Source organism: Methanobrevibacter sp. (genome assembly GCF_045539575.1).
Lineage (GTDB): Archaea > Methanobacteriota > Methanobacteria > Methanobacteriales > Methanobacteriaceae > Methanocatella.
Genome location: NZ_JAZQFM010000048.1, coordinates 1 through 6171, shown reverse-complemented (window position 1 = coordinate 6171; position 6171 = coordinate 1). Strand labels below are relative to the sequence as shown.

Genomic DNA, 6171 nt, shown 5'->3' with positions numbered 1-6171 from the left:
CTAAATAAGATATAATCTTTTTAATATTCATTATTTTTAAAAATTTTATTAAATCATATTTTATTAAAATAAACAACCCCACAGAGTATAATACAGTAGAAACACTAGTGTAGTCCCTTAAATATGAAACATACTTACCCGCAGATAGTGATAAATAATAGGTTCCAAAACAATTGACAAAAAACCCAATTACCAATAAAATATAAAATAATATCCTTAATCTTCTAGAGATCCCATACTTATGAATATAATAACCCGTCAAAGCAATTGCTAAATATCCAGGAATTGAACTTGAAATAAAAACATTTATAATAAACAACAAAAAAATTGAAGAAATTAATAATTTTTTATTATCTTTAATTAAAAAACATAATGGGAATAATAAATATAAAACAAATAACGGTATAAAAAACCAATACACAATGACTAAATTCCCATGCATCATTCCAGAAACAATATACTGAAAATTAACATCCGAAAATTGAATATTATGCAAAATAAAAACTTGAATAAATAATCCTGCAACACTCCAAAAAATATATGGCAAAACCGTTTTATTTATTCTTTTGAAAAAATACGTTTTCAAATCATATTTTTCACGAAAATCTAACAACATCGCACCAGATATCATGAAAAATATCGGCACTGCATAAATAAAAGTAGAATGTATTATATTCGCAATTAACCAATATCCGGAATAATTAAAATCAGCTACAGTAACATTTGAATGTAAAAATACAACTGCAACAGCAGATAAAACACTTGCTAAACTAATATAACCTATTCTTTGATTTTTATCCATATAATCACAAAAGAAAACTATATTTTTTTATGAACCTTAGCAGGGACTCCAAAAGCAACAACATTATCAGGAATATCTTCAGTTACAAAACTAAAAGCGCCGATAATGGAATTCTTACCAACAGTAACTCCAGGCATCACTACTGAATGGGTTCCAATTCTGCAGTTTTCCTTTAAGATTACTTCCCCTTCCTTATCATCAATAGTGGATATTGAATAAATGGAGCAGTGAGATCCAATTTGGACATAATCTTCAATTACAACATGATTTTTTGCGTTAATATATGTAAATGCACCTATATCAGTTTTATAACCTAATTCCAAATTATCCTTGTTTTGAACCAGCCAATTATACTTAGTCAGTTCACATTCATTTATTTCAGGAGCCTTCCATCCATCAAATCTATCTTCACTCATTTTTTTCACCTAAATATTATTGTAAACTTCAGCAAATTCCTCATTATTTTCAAAAAGATATTTTGCAATAACTTCCATTAAAAACATGTCATTTTCATGGTCCAAATCCAATACTCCAGTATCAAACATCTTGTGGATTCCGCATTTTCCATCAAACAGTCCCACTTTTCTTTGCAGGAACTCTCTGGAGTAAACATAAATTGATGCGTTCATGTCATAAATCACTGGAGCTTCCTGTCTTGTATTAAAATTGGATTTGATTACCCTATCATAGCCGTGTTCTGTTTCCATAACCATGTTAAAATACGGATTTCTTCTAGAATCGGTCACAGAAAAAATCAGGTCATAATCAGTATTCAATTTCTTTTCAATCATGTCATCCAAATCTTTTACTGTCCTGAGCGGGGAGGTAATATCCAAGTCAATTATCAAGTCGTAACTGCCGTTCTTTTCTTCCATCACTTCCAAACAGTTTTGAATAACATCAACTTTGGCAACTTTATCGCCTGCTAAATCGGCACTTCTCTCAATTATATCTACGGAACGTAATGGATTATTGTTGAATATTTCCATCAAACTTTCACTGTCGGTATTTATAACTATATCCGCATCATAATTTGATTTTTTCAAATATAAATCAATGACGGATAATGAATATAAAGCCAAAGGTTTATCTAAAAAGTTTTTGACATTTTTATTTTTTATTCCTTTTGACCCTGCACGTCCACATATGGTAAATAATAATTTCATAATTCTCCTCCAGCCAATTTCATAACATTTAATGCATTTTGAATATCATTAATATTTTCTATTTCTTCTGTAATTAATTTAAAGAAATATTTTAATTCCTCAACTTGATAGTCATTGCGTTGTTCATTAAAATCGATTATTTTATCTTCATTTTTAAAAACTATCTTATTATTGTAAATATCTCCGATGACAGTTTCATCCTCTTTAAAAATCATCAGTTCCCTTATTGGAAACCTGCCAAAATAATCCAAATGCAATTCTAAAAGCATATCTTCATATTTTGCAATGTAGATGGCAATGTCTTCAGTATCTATTTCCAAACTAGACACTTTATCCAAAATAGCATCCACAGAAATTGGCATTCCAAACAGGTAAGTCAAATAGTCCCATTCATGGATTAAATCAATGCTTACTCCGCCGCCCAATTCCTTTTTTGCACTGTAGGATTTCCTGTAATCCTCATCAGAATGCCATTCGGGAAGGTATGTTGAGCAAATTGATCTGACTCCATTTACCTGATTTAAATCCAGATTTTCTTTAAGGTATTGAATTACGCTGCCATGCCTTAGGGGACATGCGACATAACATGTTTTTGAGTTAAATTCATCGAAATTTTTATCTAAATCATCGGAATAGACAATCGGTTTTTCAATGAAAAAGTTTTCAGAATTATCCTTAAATAATTTAAGAGTTTCATAATGGAGTTTTGTAGGATTGGTGATGAAAACCGCATCATAATCTTTTGGAACTTCGTCATAGCTGTGATACTCATTGGAAATATATTTGGCAATATCCTCATCCAATGGAGAATTGCTGCTCCTATAAGCATCTATCTGACAGTTAAAATCATCAGCCAAATAGTTTTTAATATTTGAAATATGCCTTTTAGCAATTGAGCCGATTCCAACAAAACAAATCTTTAAATCAAACATGTTAAACCTCAAAAACCTCACTATCAGAGATTTCTTCAATTCTATCAATAATATCTAATATATATTTATCCTTTTCAAAAGAGTGTAATCCGCATTCTGCATTGCCTGACAGGACATTGAAAAAGTCCTTAATTTCTTCAAGATACGCATTTTCAATGATTGTCTGATTATAATCATTTTCTTTTGAGATTTCCTCATATAAATTCAATTTCTTCATTTCATTCACATCAAAATCAAATTCTTCAAAACCTTGAGGAGTTCCATCCCAAGACAAATAAATATCCTCGTTAATGATTTCCAAGTTCCTTACAGCTTTACGTGATGCCAAATCAACAATTAAAGCACCACGACTGCCGTTTTCATGAATAATATTTATAAAAAAGCTGTCAGGATAGTCAATTTCCAAATCAGTGATCTTATTTTTAGATACATGCAATTTCTCAATATTGCCGAATACATTTACAATCCACGGCAGTTCAATAGCTAAAATTTCTCTACAGCCATTAGTTTTTTTATTTCCCACAAAAAAGTTTTTATAACTCTCCCAAGGGTGCCAATCCGGCAAATAATTGCCTATATGATAGATATAATTAGTAACTTTGTCTGAATCCTGAACCTGTGAGTCAATGTAATTTATTTCTTTTCTGTAAAGTTGTGTTGATGATAAAAACAGGACTAACTCATTTTCATTGGACAAGTCAATATTTTCAGCATAACCTTCACTGCCCAAATTGATTTCAGTGAAAACATTCAAATTGGAATTCAAAGCCTGTTTAATTAAATTAGAATGGGTTAATGGTGGAGTTGATATGAACACTGCATCAAAATCATCTAAATTAAAAAATTCATTGGAATCATTATAAACATCAATATTAAACAATGATTTGACCTCTTCACATCTCTCATCACTATTATCAATTCCAACAACATTTATTTCAGGAAAATTTTCTTTTATCAATCTAATTCTTCTTTTTCCCATTGAACCTAAACCGATTACACCAACATTCAAATTTATCACTCCAACTCAAAAAATTTCTTATTCAATAAATCATCATTAATATCTAACTCATTTAAAATTTTACAGATATTTTCACCTGCTTTCCCATCTCCATAGGGATTGATACAATTATTTAATTTATCTTGATAATCATCACTTCTAATATAATTCAAGGCATTTAATATTCCATCTGAATCATAATCAACATCAATAACATTCTCTGCCTTTTCACGGCCAGCCTGCCTGGTTCCGATATTAATTACAGGCAGCTTAAATGAAGAAGATTCAATTATTCCGCTGCTTGAGTTTCCTATCAATGCACTGGCTAACCCCAAAAGGCCAATGAAATCGTCATGAGGTATGTTCTTATAAGCGTCAACATCATATTCGTTTATTTTCTCAATCATTGCCCTTCCGCCTGCATCTGCATTCGGATAAACCAGTAAGACCTGATAATCAGTGGAAGTTACTGCATCTAAAGTTTGTTTAATCTGATTAGCTGAGTCTTCAACCTCCAAACTAACCGGATGCTGCAATACAAGAATGAAATCATGCGCAATATTATATTTTTCCTTCAAATGCTTTTCATCAATTTTATCCTTAATTTTAATTATTGAATCTAATCCCGGTGCTCCAACAACAAAAATATTGTCCGGATTTTCACCCATTTGCCTTATTCTTGATGCGCTTTTTTCAGTTGCCGCAAAGTGAATATTGGACAATTTTGTTATTGCATGGCGAGCGGAATCATCCACGGTTGATGAAACATCACCACCATGAATATGTGCAACAGGAATCTGCAGATAGGAAGCGACAATAGCTCCGGCCAGCATTTCACCACGGTCTCCTAAAAGTAAAACGACATCAGGTTTTATTTCAACCATCAGTTGTGTTAAATCGCCGATGAGATTACCAATGAATGCAGACATTGACTGCTCATCGTCTTTTAGAAATGTTTGATCAATAACATGTAAATTGAAATTATCCTTTTTAACTTCATCTAAAGAATAACCGAATTCATCCATTAAATGCATACCGGTCACTGCAACTTCCAAGCGAATATTATCATCATTATCCAATAATTCCAAGGCATCGTGCATTAAACCATAATCTGCTCTTGTTCCAGTAATATATAATACTTTCTTTAACATAATTATTCCAAATCTTCCCATTGCAAAACATGACCTGATTTTAGGTCTTTATTAACTGTTTTGCCTATTAAATCATCAACATACTTAGGAGCGATACCTGTTCCGGGACGTTTAATTGACAACATCTCTTTTTCAAGAACTTCCCCTTTTTTGAGATTATTATTTAAAATGATGCTTTTTCTTGCAACCTTTTTAATTTCATTTTCATTGTCAGAAAATTTCCTAACACCATCTCCCATTGCAACCTCAACATGTCTGATTGCACTGACCATTGCTTTAAATTCCTCAGGATTTAAAGATGCCTTATGGTCTGGGCCTTCGAGTGTTTTATCCAATGTAAAATGTTTTTCAACAACACAGGCACCCAATGCAACAGCTGCAATCGGAAGTTCTATGCCCGGAGAATGGTCTGAAAATCCGATTGGCACATCCAATTCATTTTGTAATGTTTTTATGAAATTCAGATTTGCTTCCTCAAATGAAGTCGGATATCCTGTAATGCAATGCAAAATACATAATTTTTCCTTATTTTCAATGAAATCATAGGTTTCTTTAATCTCTTCCAAGGTAGCCATGCCTGTTGACAAAATTAATGGTTTATCAGTATTTAAAACATAATCAATCAGTTCAAAATTATTCAGTTCACCTGAACCCAATTTATAAAGTGAAACACCTAACTTCTCTAAAAGATCCACACTTTTAAAATCAAAAGGTGAAGATAAAAATACCACTCCACACTCTTCAGCATAGCTTTTAAGTTCATAAAAATCATCATATGACAATTCCAACTTTTTCAGCATTTCAAGTTGTGAATTTTCATTGGTATTTTTTTCCTGATATTCGGCAGTTTTTGCATTTTCACTAACTAAATCCTCACTGACAAAAGTTTGAAACTTAACAGCATCAACCCCACACTCACTAGCTGATTTAATCATTTTACGGGCAAGTTCAACACTTCCATTATGATTTACACCGATTTCAGCTATAATAAATGTTGAATCATTAAAATTAATATCAAAAACCATACAAAAACCTTTAATTATTATTAATTTAAATTTTATCTAAAATATTATATTAATATATGCACTAAAAAAATTATAAATTAATCTAATAAATTTATAAA

Annotated in this window: 7 protein-coding genes; all 7 read right to left on the bottom strand. The window is 31.2% G+C overall.

The genetic code is table 11. The features are described from left to right. Positions 1 to 802: acyltransferase (locus tag ACKI30_RS05985; RefSeq protein WP_407410752.1), on the bottom strand; the 802-nt coding region annotated here is incomplete at its 3' end. 17 nt (positions 803 to 819) lie between these two features. After that, entirely contained in the window at positions 820 to 1218 is a 399-nt protein-coding gene (locus ACKI30_RS05980) for an acyltransferase (protein WP_407410750.1), read from the bottom strand. 9 nt (positions 1219 to 1227) lie between these two features. Next, a complete protein-coding gene (locus tag ACKI30_RS05975) occupies positions 1228 to 1968 on the bottom strand; it encodes a cytidylyltransferase domain-containing protein (protein ID WP_407410748.1) in 741 nt (246 codons plus the stop codon). After that, on the bottom strand, positions 1965 to 2900 hold the full coding sequence (locus ACKI30_RS05970) for a Gfo/Idh/MocA family protein (protein ID WP_407410746.1): 936 nt from the start codon (positions 2898 to 2900) through the stop codon (positions 1965 to 1967). The genes ACKI30_RS05975 and ACKI30_RS05970 overlap by 4 nt, the downstream gene beginning before the upstream one ends. A gap of 1 nt (position 2901) precedes the next feature. Further along, positions 2902 to 3909, bottom strand: a complete 1008-nt coding sequence (locus ACKI30_RS05965) for a Gfo/Idh/MocA family protein (RefSeq protein WP_407410744.1) — start codon at positions 3907 to 3909, stop codon at positions 2902 to 2904. 5 nt (positions 3910 to 3914) lie between these two features. After that, entirely contained in the window at positions 3915 to 5048 is a 1134-nt protein-coding gene (neuC, locus tag ACKI30_RS05960; RefSeq protein WP_407410742.1) for a UDP-N-acetylglucosamine 2-epimerase, read from the bottom strand. 2 nt (positions 5049 to 5050) lie between these two features. Beyond that, on the bottom strand, positions 5051 to 6073 hold the full coding sequence (neuB, locus tag ACKI30_RS05955) for an N-acetylneuraminate synthase (RefSeq protein WP_407410740.1): 1023 nt from the start codon (positions 6071 to 6073) through the stop codon (positions 5051 to 5053). Between the last annotated feature and the right edge of the window lie 98 nt (positions 6074 to 6171).

Excerpts from the sequence above, each read along its gene's own strand:
- ACKI30_RS05970 (WP_407410746.1), bottom strand. The coding sequence starts at position 2,900 with ATGTTTGATTTAAAGATTTGTTTTGTTGGAATCGGCTCAATTGCTAAA.
- ACKI30_RS05975 (WP_407410748.1), bottom strand. The coding sequence starts at position 1,968 with ATGAAATTATTATTTACCATATGTGGACGTGCAGGGTCAAAAGGAATA.
- neuC (WP_407410742.1), bottom strand. The coding sequence starts at position 5,048 with ATGTTAAAGAAAGTATTATATATTACTGGAACAAGAGCAGATTATGGT.
- ACKI30_RS05980 (WP_407410750.1), bottom strand. The coding sequence starts at position 1,218 with ATGAGTGAAGATAGATTTGATGGATGGAAGGCTCCTGAAATAAATGAA.
- neuB (WP_407410740.1), bottom strand. The coding sequence starts at position 6,073 with ATGGTTTTTGATATTAATTTTAATGATTCAACATTTATTATAGCTGAA.